The 17,729-nt window shown below is 34.2% G+C and carries 18 protein-coding genes; 4 read left to right on the plus strand and 14 right to left on the minus strand.

Annotated elements, in window-relative coordinates; translation table 11 throughout:
* Nucleotides 1-718: 718 nt before the first annotated feature.
* The 7 genes from JFT95_RS14860 to JFT95_RS14890 all read right to left on the minus strand — a co-directional run bounded on the left by JFT95_RS14860 (nt 719) and on the right by JFT95_RS14890 (nt 5,901).
* The gene (locus JFT95_RS14860; protein WP_002165311.1) at nt 719-910 is read right to left on the minus strand and encodes a Phr family secreted Rap phosphatase inhibitor; all 192 of its coding nucleotides are present in this window, start codon (nt 908-910) and stop codon (nt 719-721) included.
* Complete coding sequence (locus JFT95_RS14865; RefSeq protein ID WP_201052680.1) at nt 910-2,022, minus strand: response regulator aspartate phosphatase; 1,113 nt, start codon at nt 2,020-2,022, stop codon at nt 910-912. The genes JFT95_RS14860 and JFT95_RS14865 overlap by 1 nt, the downstream gene beginning before the upstream one ends.
* Before the next feature lie 244 nt (nt 2,023-2,266).
* Entirely contained in the window at nt 2,267-2,872 is a 606-nt protein-coding gene (locus JFT95_RS14870; RefSeq protein WP_201052681.1) for an FMN-binding negative transcriptional regulator, read from the minus strand.
* A gap of 187 nt (nt 2,873-3,059) precedes the next feature.
* On the minus strand, nt 3,060-3,596 hold the full coding sequence (locus JFT95_RS14875; protein ID WP_201052682.1) for a GrpB family protein: 537 nt from the start codon (nt 3,594-3,596) through the stop codon (nt 3,060-3,062).
* A 24-nt stretch (nt 3,597-3,620) separates the two neighbouring features.
* Nucleotides 3,621-3,968, minus strand: coding sequence for a DUF4260 domain-containing protein (locus JFT95_RS14880; RefSeq protein ID WP_012261366.1), 348 nt, complete (start codon nt 3,966-3,968; stop codon nt 3,621-3,623).
* A 6-nt stretch (nt 3,969-3,974) separates the two neighbouring features.
* Nucleotides 3,975-5,366 carry an FAD-binding oxidoreductase gene (locus JFT95_RS14885; RefSeq protein WP_063219689.1) on the minus strand — a complete coding sequence of 464 codons (1,392 nt, stop codon included), beginning with the start codon at nt 5,364-5,366 and terminating at the stop codon, nt 3,975-3,977.
* 136 nt (nt 5,367-5,502) lie between these two features.
* The gene (locus JFT95_RS14890; protein WP_002033617.1) at nt 5,503-5,901 is read right to left on the minus strand and encodes a DUF2871 family protein; all 399 of its coding nucleotides are present in this window, start codon (nt 5,899-5,901) and stop codon (nt 5,503-5,505) included.
* 254 nt (nt 5,902-6,155) lie between these two features.
* Here JFT95_RS14890 and JFT95_RS14895 point away from each other — a divergent pair, with 254 nt between their 5' ends.
* The gene (locus JFT95_RS14895) at nt 6,156-6,659 is read left to right on the plus strand and encodes a GNAT family N-acetyltransferase (protein WP_201052683.1); all 504 of its coding nucleotides are present in this window, start codon (nt 6,156-6,158) and stop codon (nt 6,657-6,659) included.
* 35 nt (nt 6,660-6,694) lie between these two features.
* Here the strand turns inward: JFT95_RS14895 and colA are convergent, their stop codons facing one another.
* Entirely contained in the window at nt 6,695-9,610 is a 2,916-nt protein-coding gene (gene colA / locus JFT95_RS14900) for a collagenase ColA (RefSeq protein ID WP_201052684.1), read from the minus strand.
* A gap of 203 nt (nt 9,611-9,813) precedes the next feature.
* On the minus strand, nt 9,814-10,491 hold the full coding sequence (locus JFT95_RS14905; RefSeq protein WP_201052686.1) for an MgtC/SapB family protein: 678 nt from the start codon (nt 10,489-10,491) through the stop codon (nt 9,814-9,816).
* A gap of 313 nt (nt 10,492-10,804) precedes the next feature.
* Between JFT95_RS14905 and JFT95_RS14910 the strand changes: the two genes are divergently transcribed.
* Entirely contained in the window at nt 10,805-11,323 is a 519-nt protein-coding gene (locus tag JFT95_RS14910; protein WP_002033611.1) for a GNAT family N-acetyltransferase, read from the plus strand.
* A 54-nt stretch (nt 11,324-11,377) separates the two neighbouring features.
* On the opposite strand, the gene JFT95_RS14915 is transcribed toward JFT95_RS14910, so the two are convergent.
* Entirely contained in the window at nt 11,378-12,286 is a 909-nt protein-coding gene (locus JFT95_RS14915) for a VOC family protein (RefSeq protein WP_201052688.1), read from the minus strand.
* A gap of 222 nt (nt 12,287-12,508) precedes the next feature.
* Nucleotides 12,509-13,420 (minus strand): VanW family protein, encoded by a 912-nt coding sequence (locus tag JFT95_RS14920; RefSeq protein WP_012261373.1) that lies wholly within the window; start codon nt 13,418-13,420, stop codon nt 12,509-12,511.
* A 463-nt stretch (nt 13,421-13,883) separates the two neighbouring features.
* Here JFT95_RS14920 and JFT95_RS14925 point away from each other — a divergent pair, with 463 nt between their 5' ends.
* Both JFT95_RS14925 and JFT95_RS14930 read left to right on the plus strand, forming a co-directional pair.
* Nucleotides 13,884-14,210 (plus strand): hypothetical protein, encoded by a 327-nt coding sequence (locus tag JFT95_RS14925; RefSeq protein WP_002087720.1) that lies wholly within the window; start codon nt 13,884-13,886, stop codon nt 14,208-14,210.
* A gap of 115 nt (nt 14,211-14,325) precedes the next feature.
* Nucleotides 14,326-15,417: a DUF3900 domain-containing protein gene (locus JFT95_RS14930; protein ID WP_002014380.1), complete on the plus strand. Its 1,092-nt coding sequence runs from the start codon at nt 14,326-14,328 to the stop codon at nt 15,415-15,417.
* Between the two features lie 313 nt (nt 15,418-15,730).
* Here JFT95_RS14930 and JFT95_RS14935 read toward each other — a convergent pair whose 3' ends face one another.
* The 3 genes from JFT95_RS14935 to cspB all read right to left on the minus strand — a co-directional run bounded on the left by JFT95_RS14935 (nt 15,731) and on the right by cspB (nt 17,654).
* A complete protein-coding gene (locus tag JFT95_RS14935; protein WP_033709368.1) occupies nt 15,731-16,078 on the minus strand; it encodes a hypothetical protein in 348 nt (115 codons plus the stop codon).
* Nucleotides 16,079-16,419: 341 nt separating this feature from the next.
* Nucleotides 16,420-17,265 carry an exonuclease gene (locus tag JFT95_RS14940; RefSeq protein ID WP_201052689.1) on the minus strand — a complete coding sequence of 282 codons (846 nt, stop codon included), beginning with the start codon at nt 17,263-17,265 and terminating at the stop codon, nt 16,420-16,422.
* 188 nt (nt 17,266-17,453) lie between these two features.
* Nucleotides 17,454-17,654, minus strand: a complete 201-nt coding sequence (gene cspB / locus JFT95_RS14945) for a cold shock-like protein CspB (protein WP_001179147.1) — start codon at nt 17,652-17,654, stop codon at nt 17,454-17,456.
* Nucleotides 17,655-17,729: the final 75 nt, after the last annotated feature.

The following is a 17,729-nucleotide window of genomic DNA, read 5'->3' on the forward strand; positions in this document are numbered from 1 at the left end:
CTGTTTTTCTGCTCCTAATTGTATTATTTATTAGTGTAATTCCCACTAAATTCAAGTACACGATTCGTTATTTTCCATAAAGGAACATTATAAGTAGAAAAGGTGTTTTCGTATAAAAACACCTTTTCTACTTTTTTCTCCATCTTGTGAAAAAAAAACGTAATTTAATACTCTAGTTTGCGTTTCTTTTATGTATTACATATCGTTAGCATATTCTATGTGATTACAGTTGTATATTATCACCTCTATCAATTTCCTCCCATGCGAAAAAGATACATACACCAAACAAGCTGTCACGAACAAAGGAGAGCTCCTTACTTCCTACCTATTTCTTTCCTAATGCGTTAACTTGGTAACTGTTCTATTAAAATTCTTCTATTCAATCTTCATTTTTTCTTATTATATTCAGGTACATCGATAAGGAACAACTATTCTCGAATATAAAAATCCAGCTATTGTACAAATGTTGATAAAAAATAAAGGAGAAGAGAATGAATCCATTTTAATATAACTAATGAGAATTTGTATGTTCCAATATCTTCACTATATTCCTCAACAATCTTTTATTAAAATTCATTACAATAGTTTAAAATTATGACGGATTACTTTCAACATAATGTGAAGGTAGCTCTAACAACAAAAAACTGGCTTGTAAACCTTTAATGTTTACAAGCCAGTAAATAATATCAACTAAAGCTAGCACTCTTAAAATAATACTTTAGAGTTGTCTTCCCTCTAAGTATACTAACTCAGGTCTCGTTGGAGACCACCCTTCTCCGTGAGTCGATTGTAACTTATTGACGACAGTATTTGCGGTTGCTGTTTGTTGAATCTTTGGAGTAGTATTTATCGTAAAAACTGTAATACCTGTAACAGCTAAACTCATTACCATTAAACTCAGTTTCTTCATTATTTTAACGCCCCTTTAGCTAAATTTATTTTTCTTGCTTCAAGACTTAAACAAAAATATTCACTAGACGTTTTATAATCACATACCTCATATAACCTAGCTGCCATCACCTCAGCATATTCTTCTACATAATAAGAAAGATTCTCTTCTTTGAAATAAGAAATCCCTGTAACAATTACCCTTTTTAATTCCTCGATAGTCACATTATTATTTAATGCTTTTAAAATATTGAAATGATGTGTATATTCTTCATTCTCTACTTCTAAACAAAGTTCCAATCCTTTTTCAATAAGAATAGAAGATACATTTGTTTCACCTAACTTAGAATATTCCCTAGCTTGTAAAAAAACAGCTTTGAAATGATTAGGTATTTTCTCTGTTACTTCTGATAAGTAACGGATAGCTAATTCAGAAAGGTTTTGATTTGCATATAGCCACCCTAAGTTGTGCCGCACGAATGAAATTAATCTTTCTTCATTATTTTTTTGTAATAAATTTAATGCAGAATTTAAATGTTCCTCGGCCTGTTCAAACTGTTTTAGAGATACACAACTCATTCCAATAGTATTTTCGCAAGAAGCAGTATTACTTTCATAACCTTGGTGTTTAGAGAAGATATCTTTTGAAATAGTTGCATAGTGAACAGCTAAAAGTGGTTCATTATTATTATGATAGAATAAGGCTAACTTAGATTGAAATTCAGCTTGTTCAATTTCTTCTGGAACGTCTTTCAAAAGAAACTCTGCTTTTTCATAATATTTTTTCGCTTCTTTATAATCTTTAATTATAGTAGCATATACCGCTTTACAAAAATGGTAATAATAAGATAAGAAACCATCCGTCGGAATTTTAAAAGAATCTATTTCGTCAAAGCTTCTCTTTGTGATACTAAATCTATCAACAAGCGTTTTATAACGAAAATCTAGTAAGAAATAATATAATAAATTTTGTTCTTGCAACATTTTATTTGATTCTTGTTTCAAAACATCAATATTTTTATCAATTTCTTGTTTTAAATTAGTTGCTTTTGACAATTGTTGTTGTAACATTGCTTGATACCATTCATTAAGTTGCTTTGTAACCTGTTCGCTTCCCTTCACTGGAATGTTCATAAGATCCCCCTTTTTTGAATATTCTCACATAAATAATAACAAATAGATATTAAGATATAAATATCTCATTAATATTTCTCAACATTTATTTAACATTAAATCCATTAAATTAATCACATGCTGTAAATTTTTTAAAACACTAAAGAAAATTGCCCCCATAAATACAGCGTCTAAATCACTATAAAAATCTATAAATACAATATATTAACACTTTATAAATGTGTATTCACACTCCACCATTATTTTAAACACCCTTCTTCATCAACCCTGCAATCCCCCTACTTCCTTCACTACCAACTTTCTCAAGTTCTTCTACAACTAATTTCCGTCTCTCCACAGAATGATTTTGACTTAACTTCGCTTTTCCTTCTATTTTATTTATCTTTATTCTAAACCCAACTATTCTCCTACTTAATCCTTCCATATAATTCGGATCTACATTATTCAGTGAGTAGGTGCTCTTTGGATTTTCATATTTATGTACTAAATCTTGAAGAGAATCTATTAATTCCTGTTCATCTTCAACAATTTCCAACTCTCCATATACATGCACCGCAACATAGTTCCATGTTGGTACTGCTTTATTTGTTTCATACCATGACGGAGAGATGTAACTATGTGGCCCTTGAAAAATAGCTAACACTTGTTGATTTCCACTATCTTTCCACTGCTCATTTTGACGTGCAAAATGCCCGGATAAAGTAAGTGTTTCCCTATTTAACAATAACGGTAAATGCGTTGCGTACGGTGCTCCGTTATGTTGAGAAAATAAAGTTGCAAAGCTATTTTGTTCAATCATTTCGTACTTCGTCTCTTCATCTTGTATAGTGAAATGTTTTGGTATGTACATAAGCTCCCTCTCTTCTTATCTTCTTATTTCCCATTATATTTACGAGATTTATTATTGGGCAGGGACAGATGATAATTGTTTTATAAGGTCAGTGCATATAGTAAAACCTTTGTTTCAAAAATAATAGGTGGCATTATATGATTTCTGCCACCTTAGTCAATTTTTTTATTTATACAAACTCCCTTATTCAACGATCCTTCATAGCTTTTTCTAATACATATTCAATAAATTCCGTTTTACCTAAGCTATAATTTAAGCGATTTTCCGCCGTTTCCGCTAATTCTTTCTTTAGCTTTCCATATTCAATAACAACGTTTGGATTTCCACGAAGATACTCACGAAACGCTACATGTCTTCTTAACTCTTCACTATTCTTATCGCATACATATAAATGATGTTCCATCCAAATTGTATTCTTCCCGTCCCTCGGAACATATTGACCCTTTCTCCCAAAAGCCTCTCTCCCCTTAAAACTCCACTCTTCTTGATGAAAATAACCTACCTGTTCAAGTCTATTTATTACTTTTGGAAAAACATCATAATCTTCTAATACAACATCGACATCTAATATCGGTTTAGAAGCAAGGCCTTTAACAGATGTACTCCCAACGTGCTCTATAGAAAAAATGAGTTCTCCCATTACGTTATTAATCAACGTCTGTAATTTACAAAATTCACTTTTCCATTGTGTATTATATTTCTCAACAGTAATAAATTGTTTCAATTGACCACCCTTCTCAAATCACTTTTATAACCTCTGAATATGCGTATCCTTAAAATCAGTTTCATACTTCAATCCATACCCAAGCATTCGATCCATTCCAATATGTGCTGTCCATATTAAACCAATCATTAAAATCGTATCCATCTTTAAATAGACCCCTATTAAAACAAGTAATATTGATATGATATATGTGTGAAATAGATTATATATTTGTGCACCGATACGTTTGTTAATAGCGTACGCCACCATTGCTAAATCAGGTGCAAAAAGTAATACAATAAATAATAACCAACTAAATCCACATAATCCATATATATAAATTGCAGCTAATAAGACCACCAATCCTTCAAAGTGTATAATTCGTTTCTCCAAACTTCATCATTCCTTATCTGTTAGCTTGAAAATTTTATTCGGATTTAAAATATTTTGCGGATCAAGAGCTTTCTTTATTTTCTCCATTACCAATAATGCCGCACCATGTTCTTCTTCTTGATACTTCTGCTTTCCTATTCCAACGCCATGCTCTCCTGTACAAGTTCCGCCACGCTTAAGAGCATACAGTACAATACTTTCATTTATTTCATCCGCTTTTTTCACTTCATCTTTATCATTTGGATCAATCATTAAGAGCACGTGAAAATTCCCGTCTCCTACATGGCCAAGAATACCACCAACAAGTCCCACTTTATCTAATGTCTCTTTCGCATGTTGTATTGCGCCAGCTAATTCCGAAATTGGTACACAAACATCTGTACTCATTAGCTTTTTACCAGGATAACTATGCACGTAAGAATAAGCTAAATTATGCCTTGCATCCCATAATTTATTTCTTGCGGCAGTTTCAGTTTCAAAAGCGACTTCTTTACATTTATGATCAAAAACAATTTCCTTCGTAAACTCGATATCTTGCGTTAGCCCTGCTTCATTTCCGTGAAACTCTAAAAACAGTGTTGGTTCTTCTCTGTAATTTGTCTCATTATAATGATTTACTTGTTTCATAGATAATTCATCAACAAGTTCTATTCTCGCAATTGGAATGCCAGCTTGCAGTATATTAATAACAGCTTCTACTGCATCATTTATAGTTGGAAACGATGCTCTCGCAGCCATAACATGTTCTGGTATGCCGTATACTTTTAATGTTAGCTCTGTAAAGCATCCAAGCGTACCCTCTGATCCTACGAAAATACCATTTAAATGATAACCTGATGATGACTTCGCCGCTAAATTGCCAGTATGTATCACTTGCCCATCAGCAAGTACCACCTCTAAATCACGAACTTGATCACGCATAACTCCATATCTCACCGCTGTCGTTCCGCTCGCATTCGTAGCAGCCATGCCTCCTAACGTTGCATCTGCACCTGGATCTACACTAAAAAACAAACCGTACTTTTTCAATTCTTTATTGAGCTGAGAACGAGTAACTCCTGGTTGTACTTTCACAAGAAAATCTTTCTCTCTTATTTCAAGTATTTTGTTCATTAATGAAAAATCAACTGTAATCCCCTTTTCATAAGGAATTATATGACCTTCTAAACTAGAACCTACTCCAAATGGAATGACAGGTTTTTTATGCTCACTCGCTACTTTCATTATTGCTCTAACCTCTTCCGTCGTTTTTGGAAAAACAACTACATCAGGTAAACTACTATTATGGTAAGATTCATCTTTACTATGTAACTCTCTTACTGTCTTATTAACCACTACTTGATCTTCAGGAAGTACATCCTTTAATTCATTTACTAAACGCTCAATTGTTATTTCCATTACATACTCTCCTTTTATATTATTTACTCTACATTAATTATACCATTTTTATACAAAATAATTAGAATAGTTAAATTTATGAAATTTTATATACAAAAAAGAACTTGCAGTATTCCCTACAAGTTCTTTTTTAAAACTATATTTTAGACGATTTTTTCAATAAAATCATAAACCAAACTAAAGTAAATGCCATCATAGAATGAGAGAACCCTACAATATAAGTTAACCCTTTAAAGTCCGCTCCATTTAGTTGAAGAAGTCCTCTCGCTGCCAGCGATCCTAACATTAAAGTTAATGCGATATTATGTAAAATAAACCAGTTATTAAATCCTTTCACTTCATGAAACGCGAATACTTTCGCTAATCCTAAAGCAATTAAAAAGAAGAAAAAGCCAAGTACTAACGTATGCGTATGCAAAAGATTTAATAAAGTAGAGCCTAAAATCCCTTTATATTTCCCATACTCCCTAGCAAATATTCCTGACAATAAACCGATAATCAAATAAGTAAACGATGCATTATATAATTTCTTCATTATGTACCTCCTTGAGTAGAATGTGTAGTGTGTCATATTTAGTAATAATGATAGTTATATAGTAAAAACTCCTAGTTTCCTAGGAGTCATTGTATAAGTATCTCACTCTTTACAATCAATCCTAATTATAAAATATCCTTTTATACAAAACAATCGAACTTTATGTGAACAGTAACTCTCAATTAAAATAACTTGCACTTTTATTTCGCACAATCCATACTAATTGTTATAACTTTTAAAGGTGGTGCAATAGATTGATAGTTCTTGAAACTGAAAGACTCACTCTTCGCTGGCTCGATGTAAAAGATGCTCCGTTTATTCTTGAATTAGTAAATGATCCTGCATGGATTCAATTTATTGGTGATAAAGGCATTAAAAACTTAGAAGATGCAAAAAAATACATCTTAAACGGACCCGTCGATATGTACAATAAAATGGGCTTTGGTCTTTACTTAGTTGAACGAAAAGAAGATTTCACTCCACTTGGTATGTGCGGCCTTATTAAAAGAGATTCATTAGAAGATGTTGATATCGGCTTTGCTTTTTTAGAAAAATTCCGTTCAAAAGGGTACGGCTATGAATCAGCTGCTGCAGTAATCGAATACGGTGTACAAAAGCTCGGACTGAAACGAATTGTAGCAATTACTTCTATAGATAATGTTGCTTCAGGCACGCTGTTAGAAAAAGTAGGATTGCGATTCGAAAAAATAATTTCAGACTCAGGAGAAAATCTAAAATTATTCGGGTATAACGCATAACAAAAAAGGGTCGCCATGAATGGCGACCCTTTCTTTCACTTCACTTCTACCGTATAATTCCCTGTTCCACCACCATACTGGTATACATGTAAATAGTACTTCCCTGGATACGTATAGTAACTACCTACTAATTTATTTCCTTGTTGCTGTGCATACGTAACATAATTATTTAAATCTGCTTCTGAATAAAGAACCCAGTTTACTCCGATATTATTTTCCTTCGTTACATTAATTTGAAGGTTTTTCGCAGTTTCTATATTTATTTCAAAGTAATCACTCGTATCACCGTTTCCTAAACTAGCACGTAAAACTTGATTTAACTGCAGTTTATTTGCCGTTTGGAATGAATTATTTGGCTCTTTTTCTACACTGTTATCTTCTTTCTTTTGAACCGTTACACTTGTTGTAGCAGTATTAGTTAACCCTTTATCGTCTGTTACTGTTAATTTCGCTGTATACGTCCCTTCTTTTGTATAAACGTGAGTTGGATTTTGTTCATTACTTACAGTACCATCACCAAGCTCCCATTTATAAGAAATAATTTTCCCATCTTCATCTTTTGATCCATCGCTTTTAAACGAGATCGCTTCATTCGTATGTCCGCTATACGGACCATTTATAACCGCGACCGGCGCTTTATTCACTGCACCTTCTTCTGTATTAATACCGTGGAACACAACATCATATTCAAATTGCCCTGATGCATTCACACGATAATTCACAAAGTATGCTGTTACAGTTTTATAGCCTGTCCATTCTTTTGCACTTAAACGTTTTAACGTATCATTAACGTTTTGCGTAATTGTTTTCCAGTCTTCATTTTCTCCTTTTGCAGCAGTACCTGTATACGTTCCTTGCAGTGTAAATGTATTAAAGAATTGTGATTTATTTTTCTTTACTGATACATTACTTAATTTTGCTTCCGCTGTAATTTCTGCGGCAATATCTGAAACTGGTTTCGGTGCATGAGTTGCTAAATAATCATCTGACACTAACGGAACATTATATTTCTCACGGTTGTCTACTAACATTTGCATATAGTCTTGATACTCTTTATTTAAATTCGCATCTTTACTTAAAGCAGAGCGATATGCATCATATGCTGTTACATCATTTTCCCTAATAAGATCATGAACTTTATCAAACATATCGTATCTCTTATTGTACATATACGATTGTAAAGCAAAGGAATAATTATAGAAATCCCACGTTCCATACTTTGCATTTAACGTTCGCTCTGCGGTATAACGTTCTGCTGGATTTGAAGATAGTCCTCCTATAATACTCTTTCTTGGAACGACGTTGTCCGTTCTCGTTGCACCTGCAAAAAACTCAGCATTCCCTTCTTCAAACCAAGATAATCTCTCATTCTCATACATCTTACCTTGTCCCCAAAGTCCTGGCACTTCATATCTACCTTGTAAATAATGCGTGAATTCATGTCGGAACAATTCTTCTAAACTATAAATACTTTCTTCTGGCGTACGTTCATAAGTAAAGAACGTACCTGTTCCTTCTATATAAAGACCGCCGTTATTCGTTTCATACCCGTACAATTGACGATTAAATTGATATTCAGCCGGGCTATTATAAATAACCATCGTTAATACATCATCTGGATTTCCTTTTTCTAACGGTTGGTCACTTTCAACCGTACGATGGAATTGTGCCTTCACTTCTTTTGCTGCCCAATATAAACGTTTAACTTTCTCCTCAGTCACTTTATCTCCCGCTTTTAAAACAATTGCACCATCATCAAACGTATACGTTTTCGGCAAATACTTTTTCTTCCCATCTTCTCGTATTTGATCTAAATTAACAACGTTACCGTTTGCATCTTTCCCGCCATAATTCGTCGTAATTTGCTCAGCTGCTACGAAATATTGCTCACCTAAATAAGGATAGATTTTCATCGCATCTGTTACAACTTGTAATCCTTTTGTCCCTGTACTATGGAATGTGCCGAGTCTACCTGTATAATAAATGCCATTATTAATAAGCCATCCGTTTTTCTCTGTAATCGTTCCCATTAACGCGAATCTACTTAATTCATTAATATAGCTATCTATTTTTTTGTACCATACTGTATCTTTCGGTGCTTTTCTCGTATCGTACAAATACGATTGAATATCGTAATCAACACCTTGCATAATATCGTAAATCGCATTTCCAGCTGAAAGATTATCTACCAATGTAGAAAAATTATCATTATATTGCTTAAAAATCTTTGCAGCCGATGTTATCGTTTCCACATCACTCGAAGCATTTCCTATTAATTTCCCATATGATGATACAACTTTATTTTGTTCTAACGTACCGAGTTTGAAATTTGGATTGTTCGCAATCGTTTTTAATGCAGGTAAGCACTTGTCATGATAGCTACCTTCATTTAGTTTACTTAATTCTGTATTATAAAACCCTAAATAAAACCCTGATCGCAAAACTTCCACTAATGTCTCAATCCCTTTTGAATCGTCTTGCGTATAAGCCTGTCCTTGCTGCTTCAATTTATCAATAATTGCCTGCATCCTACTATCATTTTGATAGAATGCAAGACTGTCCTTATTAAACTGAAATAGCCCCGTAATTTGCTCCCAATCGATTGTTACAAGTAAATCTACTAATTGTTGATTGCTTAATTGATTTAATTCAGCAATTGTATAAGTTTTTGCTACAGCTAATTGCTTACTTTCCTTTTTTACTTCAGGCGGTCTTTGCGATAAATCAGCAAATTGTAGCCTTTTCTCAAAAGACTTGCTTTCTAATACTTTCGATGAATGAGCTAATTCTTCCACGGGCAGTTGTACACCAACCGGCTCCATTTTTAGCACATTTCGATATGAAACTTGCTCTCCCTTAGTATCTTCCGCCAATATGCTTCCTTGAAAACTCCCTAACATTAAACTAGCAAAACTTACCCCTACTAAAACTTTTTTTGAATAGCCTTTCATGCTCTCCCCTACCTTACATTTTTTAGTGTCCCGCTCCATTATTTTACTATTCTGACTATTTATTCTGTATTGAGAAAAAAGAAGGGAACGTTCACACATGTATCCATTCAAAACGAAATTAACACTTGACTTCACATGTGATTTATATCAAAAAAGGATAGATAATAGCGAAATTCCTGCTACATCTATCCTCTATTTCAACACTATGATTTTAACTTTATAAACGTAATTTCCGGCAATGTTTGCATATGCTGAATAAATGCATTCTTTTCTTCTGACGATATATTTTTCAATTGCATTCCTACCTTATAAACTATTTCTGTATCTTGCTGTGAAGTTTCCACTTCATATGAAAGTATTGGAATGCCTTTCACTTGAAGCATTTCTAATATTTGCTGTACCGCTTCGTGTTTATTTATATACATTTGCACTGTTATATTTTGCGGAAATAAAAATTGCACCTTAAAAATACGACTTACAATCTCTAAACCAATCAAAACGAGAATCATCGCTCCAATCCCTACAACATACATACCTGCTCCAATTGCTAGCCCTATTCCTGCTGTAGCCCATAAACCAGCCGCTGTCGTTAATCCTTTCACTGCCTGCTTTTGAATAATGATTGTACCTGCACCTAAAAATCCAACTCCACTAACAACTTGCGCTGCAATCCGGCTCGGATCAAGAGCCATATGTTCTTCAAACACAATATCCGAAAAAGCATATTTCGAAACGACCATTATTAAAGCACTCCCTACGGCTACTAGGAAATGTGTTTTTAATCCAGCTTCTTTTGAGCGAATTTCCCTTTCAATACCGATTATCGCCCCTAACAAACCAGCAACACCGATTCTTATAATAAAATCAATATGTAAGCTCACGAGCACTTCCCCCTTTTATTCATTATAGAGAGATAAAACAAAAATTATCACATGCATCTACCCATCGATATAAAAGCATTTTATTAAAATACATTTAATATCCCAGTGATTTTATGTTAATATTTTAAATATTAACATAAATAAAACAACCTACTTCTCATACAAAAAAACTTTAAAGTTCAACGTCTAACTTATTTTCAGTTAAAAATGGCATATGAGTTGCATGAAATGAGGTTGAGAAAATAAGGAAACGCTTTCATTTTATATCATAATTTTTGTGAAATAAAACATAAATAAAAGGAGCTTACTAACAATGAACGTCTCTTTACTTACACCTACTACTGATTTACAAGAAGAATACTTAGATTTTTATAACGAATGGAAAGATAGCGGTGAAACGATGATTCCATGGGTTATTTCAAAAAATCCTTCTAATTTCACGGCAATGATTCAAGAATTACACGACGCACATAACGGAATAAATATTCCTGAAACTTGGGTACCAGATTCTACTTATTGGCTTGTTACAAATGAAAATAAAATTGTAGGAGCTGTTAATATTCGTCATAGTTTGACGGAGCATTTATTTAATGCTGGAGGCCATATCGGTTATGGTATTCGCCCTTCTGAAAGAAGAAAAGGTTATGCTACAAAGTTACTAGAGTTATCATTAGAAAAAACGAAAGAATTAAACATCACGAAAGCACTTGTCGTTTGCGACGAAGTGAATACTGCTTCAGAGAAAACGATTTTACATAACGGCGGTCTCCGTGATGATGATTTCACTGAAGAAGATGGAAATGTTGTGAGAAGGTATTGGATTGAGCTCTAAATAATCAAAAACAAGCCAGAAAGTGATTAAACACTTTCTGGCTCCTTTTTCCTTTTATACTGCTTCTATTTCAAACTGCACTGTAATACCACTTGGATCTACTACAGTAAATCCATTTGTAGTTTCATTTATTTCATGTTGTTTTTCTATTAATCTTTCTTTCACTTCATCTAACGCTTCTTTATGCGGTAGTACTATCGTATACACTTTTAGTCCAGTTGCATGTGCTGGTGGATGTGGATTATTTACCCCGTTCCACGTATTTGCACCAATATGGTGATGATACCCTCCTGCCGAAATAAATAAGCAATCATCTTCACGCTGTTGTACTTCAAAACCTACTGTATCTACATAAAACTCATGTGACTTTTCTACATCAGCTATTCGTAAATGGACGTGCCCTACGACAGTGCCAGCAGGTAATCCATCAAACTCATAATTAACGAGCGTTGCCAGTTCTTTTAAATCTAGTGGCGTACTTCCCCCTGGCCCTTCTCCCCATTGACCTCGAGGGCGATCTGCATAAATCTCGATACCATTCCCCTCTAAATCTTGTAAATAAAACGCCTCACTATACGTATGATCACTTGCACTATTAAATCTTGAAATTGGCAAAATTTCATTTGAATATGTATAACGCCCTTCTTGCTCAGCCGGACTATCAATTACCTTTTTATTGCGAATAACACCAAATAGTGCCGAAGCAAAAGCTTCACGAGTCGGAACTAAAAAGGCAACGTGATATATACCCGTCGTACGCGGTTCTTGTAGCGCTGCATCTTCCAACTGCTCAAGAACAAGTAACGTATTCTTACCACCCTTTCCAGCTAAGTGTGCTTTGTTCTCCTCTTGTTTAATTACTTCTAATCCTACTACATTTTCATAGAAGGCAATTTGACGCTCTAGATCTTTTACTTTAAATGCAACATGACCAATACGTGTTTTCGGATGAATTTGTACCATGAATAACTTCCTCTCCTAATCCTTTATTTCAAAACAAACTAACATCGCCGTTACTATGAAGGATACAACTAAAAACACACTATGTAAATAAGAAAAATCAGAATTCATAGTTTTTTAAGAAGGCCATTAATGACAAAAAGCCATCTCCTCTGAAATTCAGAAGAGATGGCTTCAATTATAGAAACTATAAATATTTTACTTTCTTATCCTTTAACTACATATTTATTTCATCTTATGTACTTCAGCAACTAACTTTCCGCCCTGAATGCCCATATAAAGCTTAACAGGAGCATCATTCGTGTTTTCAAATACTAAATCTAAATATGGATACGCAATTGTAGCATCTCTTCCCTGAGGGACATAACCTACTGTTTTAGAATGTGTAGTTCTCTCTACCATTTTCAAACCAGCTTGATCTGCTGCATTGTATAGCGTTGATGATGTTTGACAAACGCCACCACCATAACCATCTACTAATTTACCATCTACAATTTCTTTACCTAATTGATACCCTTTATCTGGCGTTGTATCACCGATTAATGCATTGAAAGAGAAACTGTCTCCTTTTGCTAATACAACTCCATTTATGCTCGCTGCCGACAAACGAATATTCTCAATACGGCCACCTGCTGATCCACCTAAATTCGTTTCATATCTACCAATTACCGTGCCACTTCCTTGCGCATCACTTAATGTTGCGGTAGGCTTTTTCTCAACGATAGGTAACTGATATGAAGAATCCCACATACCAACGTTTAATAATTTATCTACTAATTCTTTTTCCATTAATTCAAAAGAAGGCTTTCCTTCTTGCCATGATCCATCAGATGCTATACGTGAAGGGACCATCTTTTTGTCAACACTTTTCCCGACTTCACCTGCAACCTGCGTTACGGATTTTTTGAATTTCGCCTCATCTTCAAAATAACCTAAACTCGATAAGTCTATTTTTTTCACTTCAGTACCAGTACGCCCATCCACTAAGCTAATTGAATCCTGTACATCAGCCTTAGCCTCTACAACATTCCCACCAAAATCACTTACTAATGCCACATCACTTACTTTTGTACCACAACCACTTACTACAGCTACGCATAGCACCCCTACTAATATACCCTTTATTTTTCGGAACAATATACTCTCTCCTTTTCCCCAACATTATTTCTTATGTATTATTTCATTTTATGTATCTTTTGTTACAATCATTTTACAATATATTTAGAAAATGTTACAAGTTGTTTTTTACTCTATTAAAATTACTCTTTTCTTTTGTAAATGTCTATACATATTTATATAAATTTTCGAGTTTGATAAAATTGTAACTTTTATGCAACCTATCTCCATCCAGTATATACCATTCAACAGATGAAATACAAATGTAACACCCTTTCATTTCACCTCTCTATTCACCTGCATGCTTCAGAAACCGCAATACCGCTTTCTCATATGTGATCATTATTAACAACTTAAACCGAGCTTTTATCGGTAAAAACAATCATTCACTTCAGGTATATAGGTATTTGCCGTGCCACTACTCCGCTTTTGCACATACATTATGATGAATTTAACCTATTATAAAGAAATGGAGGATGTTTTTATGTATCCCTACAATCCTTATGATCCATATAACCAATATGGTTACCAACCTCAGTATGATTTACAGGCACAATACCAACAATATATAGATCAAACAGAACAAGTTAATCCATATGATCAAAATCGACAATTTCAACTTCCAATCTCTTTCCCTGGTACTGGAAACCGTCAATTAGAAAGACGAGTAAATGAGCTTGAGCAAAGAGTACGTCAACTAGAAAACACAGTTGAGCGTCATACGCGTAGATTAAACCGCTTAAATCAGCGTTTACGTACAGTAGAAAATAGGCTAAATATTCCATTTTCAGCATTAGAAGACGGATTTTAATTTCGAAAATAACAAATATATAAGGAAGGGGCTTCCCCTTCCTTATATAAATTGACGAAAGTTTTTTCCATCTCTATACTGATAAGAGTTAATGAAATGAAACAAGGTGATAAATATGGATTTTGAAATAAATTTTCTTTCCTTTTATGTAGTACAAGTAGAAGGAAAAGGTGAAGCAGTTGATAAGCGCTATAAACATTTTCAAACATTAGACGCTGAAGAGTATGAAGATAGCTCTTTAAAAGAATTTTTGAATGGTGAATTATTAAAAATTTCAAAGCGAAAAGTAGAACGTCACGCAAAAACAGAACAAGCCCCAACGAAGATCGGTCGCTTTATTGTAGAAGAAGGGCATGAACTCGATTCAAACCCTCATTACAACTTATTTAATCGTATTCGCTTTGCAGAAACAAAAGAAAACTTCAAAGATATGAGCGAACCTCTCGTTTATACATACCTTGACACAAGCGCTGTACGTGGTGGTGTGTTTTTAATCGCTCAAGCAAAACTACGCAAATACTTTGATGATCCATTCGTATTCGTAATGAAATGTGACTTCGAACCAAAGGTTGCTTCCATTTCTGATGAATCAACACTTATTCGTAACGTTGAAATGGCCATCACAACAAAGAATATGAAATCTATCCAGTACCCATACATGCCTGAAGAAGGTATGGTGGAGCCTGGCGAACTAAAAATACACCAAGCATCACACGCCCGCTACTTTGAAGACTTCTTAAAATTCGTCGAATACGAACGCTCTATGCCTGAAATTATGAAAACACAAGTAATGGACATGGTATACGACCAAATTGAAGATGTATTTGAAGAAGGTACTGAAGAACGTGAACAGTTCGACCAAGCGATGGAAGTATGGGCTGCCAGTCCGAAACGCGAAATTATGGAACAATTTTCAACAGAAGAAGTAATGGAAGCTACCGCTCAAATCGTCGAGCACGCCCCTGAAGTGGAATTAAAGCTAAAAGCAGATCATATCTCTGTGAAGGCTTTGCTTGCTGATTTCGGAGACCTAATACATATTGCAAAGGTAAACGACCGATATGTATTAATGATTGAGGCTGATACACTTACGTTTGAGAAAGGCTTCTCTCCCATTGAGTTTTTGAAGCCGGATGAATTACAGGACGTAATTGAGCGGATTGAGAATAAACAGCAGTATTCTTATGATCCGAATGGGATCGAATAAATGCTTCCATATACCTATTTTTACTGAGCTCTATTAACAAGCGCTCTTTTATTTGGGACATAGTTGACATTTATACTAAAAACCGATTCTACTAAGAATCGGTTTTTCTTCTTTATAACAAATATGCTTATTTTCAAAAAATATTTTTGCTCCAAGATGACATTTCTTGTAGAATCAAGCAGATTCCTTCCTTGTTGTACAAGCGTATTTCCATGAGAGACATCTACTTCAATATTTCTAGTTGACCAAGTCCTTCTATAAGTTTTTGGTGTTTTTCCTTTTAGTCATTATGTATGTTGTTAAAATGAAAATTTCACTTCACTACCTCAAATTTATTGTACTCGTAAAAAGATAATTGAAAACGATATTCTGGATGCTCTCTCACCCAATCGTAAGCTTCTTCTAAAATATCCATTTTGTTTTGTAAGTCATTAAGTTCACTACATTCGTCCCTTTTCTGTTTGCACAGAGGGCAGAATCCATTCACTATTTCGGCACTCGTCGCCCTAATAGTTTTACTTTCTAAGTCAACTACTAGACGAAGAAGAAGAGAATGCTCTTCTTTTGTAGTCACCGTCATTTCAGCGATCCCATCCTCATTCCAAAAGACCCCGTTTAATTCCATCTTTACGGTGACGTCTTTGATATCCAAGTCTATCACTATCACACCTCCCTTGTATAAGACTCTTACCTTACTCTTCGATTTTAATCTTTAATACACCACGAGTTAAAGATATATTAAGCTTTTTCCAATTCTTCTTCTTTGCTATGAAAGGAAGTGTAATTAGTGCAAATAGTGTGGTAAATATTATCAAAAAAACTAAAACGGTTACAATGTTAAAGATTGCTTCCATTAAACTACACTCTTTTCTATGTATATCCGTACTAAAAACAACAAAATATTCCATTAACAATACAGGACAAGCCGTGAATTTTCCAACTAAACTTCAGCAACTTAATCCTGAAGTCTAGTTGTACATATGAATAAAATAAATTTTATTACTAACTTTCTTCTACTACTTTCTCCATCTCAGCCAAATACCTAAGCTGCCGCTCCGCTTTTCTCACCGCAGTAGGAAAGTGTTTTTTCAGAAGTTCTACGGCTGATTCACTTATATAATATCTTTCCGTTATACTTTCCCACGTGTCACTACTTTCAAATGCACTCCATACAAAAGGACGCTCTGTATTTTTTCTCAGTTCTTTAAACACCCATTTCCGCATCCTTTTTTTCGCTTTTTCTGTTAGTTTTCCGTTCTTTACAAGTTCAAGCTCACCATGTCTCTTGTATCGCTTGTTAATATCTCTCTCGCCATATACTTTCAGAAAGATATTTGCTGTATTCTCAGCATCTGCTAAAGCCCGGTGCTGCGTCCCTTCCCACGTTAAGCGGAGCTGATCCACTGCAAATTGTAAACTTGGTGTATGCTCAAATAATTCTTCATACGCCTGAAAAACAAATTTTTGCACATCAAATCTACTCTCTTTTTCCATACATGGGCATTCTACACCGTATAATGTACAATCTTGAGATAGAAAACGGTAATCTTCTTTTCCCCATGAAACAAATATTGAATCTTCTCCGATGAACTGAATAAATTTCTCTATAATTTGAGGGAAATTCCCTACACCTATTAAATCTTTCTTTGTAATTCCAGTTAATTTTGTTGTATGACGAGTTAATGGGGCACTTGGTTTTACTAACTCTGAAAATTCTCCAATAACCTTCATTGTACTCACATCTATTTTTACAGCTCCAATATCAACTATTTCTGACGGATCTTCTGATTTATACGGCCTAAAATTCCTTTCAATATCAAACACAATGAAGTGTGTAGCGTTTTTCAATTTATTTACCTCTTTCTAAATTCCTTTTCACACACATACTTTATTTTCAGTATTTATTTATTAATGCACTTTATGCATGAAAAACTTCGCATAAAAATCAAAAATTCAGTCTTATTATTACATGTACATAGGAGGATATTCAATAAAAACGCAAAAAAAAGAAGGGCAAGCCCTTCTTTTTTTCATAATTACTTCTTGTTTACGTTTGTAGCTTGAGGTCCACGGTTACCTTGTTCTACTTCGAAAGTAACTTCTTGACCTTCTTCTAAAGATTTGAAGCCGTCGCCTTGGATAGCTGAGAAATGAACGAATACGTCTTCTCCGCCTTCAACCTCGATGAAACCGAAACCTTTTTCTGCGTTAAACCATTTTACTTTACCGTTTTGCATTTAAAAAATCCTCCTACAATGTACCTATATGTACATATTCATTTTCAACCACTTTACAATAATACATCATATATT

It is taken from the genome of Bacillus sp. TH17, assembly GCF_016651125.1.
Classification (GTDB): domain Bacteria; phylum Bacillota; class Bacilli; order Bacillales; family Bacillaceae_G; genus Bacillus_A; species Bacillus_A mycoides.

Excerpts from the sequence above, each read along its gene's own strand:
- JFT95_RS14860 (WP_002165311.1), bottom strand. The coding sequence starts at position 910 with ATGAAGAAACTGAGTTTAATGGTAATGAGTTTAGCTGTTACAGGTATT.
- JFT95_RS14865 (WP_201052680.1), bottom strand. The coding sequence starts at position 2,022 with ATGAACATTCCAGTGAAGGGAAGCGAACAGGTTACAAAGCAACTTAAT.
- JFT95_RS14870 (WP_201052681.1), bottom strand. The coding sequence starts at position 2,872 with ATGTACATACCAAAACATTTCACTATACAAGATGAAGAGACGAAGTAC.
- JFT95_RS14885 (WP_063219689.1), bottom strand. The coding sequence starts at position 5,366 with ATGGAAATAACAATTGAGCGTTTAGTAAATGAATTAAAGGATGTACTT.
- JFT95_RS14890 (WP_002033617.1), bottom strand. The coding sequence starts at position 5,901 with ATGAAGAAATTATATAATGCATCGTTTACTTATTTGATTATCGGTTTA.
- colA (WP_201052684.1), bottom strand. The coding sequence starts at position 9,610 with ATGAAAGGCTATTCAAAAAAAGTTTTAGTAGGGGTAAGTTTTGCTAGT.
- JFT95_RS14910 (WP_002033611.1), top strand. The coding sequence starts at position 10,805 with ATGAACGTCTCTTTACTTACACCTACTACTGATTTACAAGAAGAATAC.
- JFT95_RS14915 (WP_201052688.1), bottom strand. The coding sequence starts at position 12,286 with ATGGTACAAATTCATCCGAAAACACGTATTGGTCATGTTGCATTTAAA.
- JFT95_RS14925 (WP_002087720.1), top strand. The coding sequence starts at position 13,884 with ATGTATCCCTACAATCCTTATGATCCATATAACCAATATGGTTACCAA.
- JFT95_RS14930 (WP_002014380.1), top strand. The coding sequence starts at position 14,326 with ATGGATTTTGAAATAAATTTTCTTTCCTTTTATGTAGTACAAGTAGAA.
- cspB (WP_001179147.1), bottom strand. The coding sequence starts at position 17,654 with ATGCAAAACGGTAAAGTAAAATGGTTTAACGCAGAAAAAGGTTTCGGT.